The organism is Candidatus Desulfolinea nitratireducens, assembly GCF_982879505.1.
The window spans coordinates 4,239-4,991 of record NZ_CEYOSI010000241.1 but is presented as its reverse complement, the minus strand read 5'-3'; the positions used below and the strand labels follow the sequence as shown (position 1 = coordinate 4,991).

Annotated in this window: 1 protein-coding gene; it reads right to left on the bottom strand. The window is 55.1% G+C overall.

What is annotated here, in order from left to right; all coding sequences use genetic code 11:
* The coding region (locus tag AC3DOM_RS15565) for an ABC transporter permease (protein ID WP_487919960.1) at positions 1–753 on the bottom strand (753 nt) is incomplete at both ends.

The following is a 753-nucleotide window of genomic DNA, read 5'->3' as shown; positions in this document are numbered from 1 at the left end:
ACCAAAGAGGTTTACACCCAAAATGACAAGGGCAAGTGCCAAGCCAGGGTAAAGGACGGTCCACGGCGCAAGCTCCATGAAGGCACGTCCCTCACTTAGCATGGAACCAAGCGTCGGGGTTGGGGGCGATGCGCCCAATCCCAGAAAACTGAGTGCCGCTTCCACAGTAATCGCACTGGAAAGTCGCAACGCCATCTGCACGATAATGGGCGAAAGGATATTCGGGAGAATGTGGACGAGCAAAATGCGGGGCGAGCCAACACCTGCGGCGAAGGCGGCGGTCACGAATTCCCGTTCACGAACGCTCATCGCCGAGGCACGGGCAACTCTGGCAAAAATGGGGATATAAACAATGGTAATCGCGAGAATAATGCTCCCCAAACCCGATCCCCCAATGGCAACGAGGGCAATTGCAAGCAACACCGAGGGGAAGGCGAAAATAGCATCCATGAGACGCATGATGATGTAATCGCTGGCACCGCCGAAATAGCCAGCGACCATGCCGAGAACAACGCCTACTGCGGCTGCGAAGAGCACCGAAAGAAAACTGACTTGGAGGGAAATGCGAGTGCCGTGAGCGATGCGGCTCCAAATATCCCGCCCATAGAGATCGGTGCCCATTGGAAAGGCATCATCTGGAGGGGAAAGCTGCATCCCTACAAACTCTACAGGGTCGTAGGATGAGAAAAGGTTGGGCACAATGGCAATCACGATAAAGCCCAGAAGCATGATGCCGCCCAAAACGCCGATCAG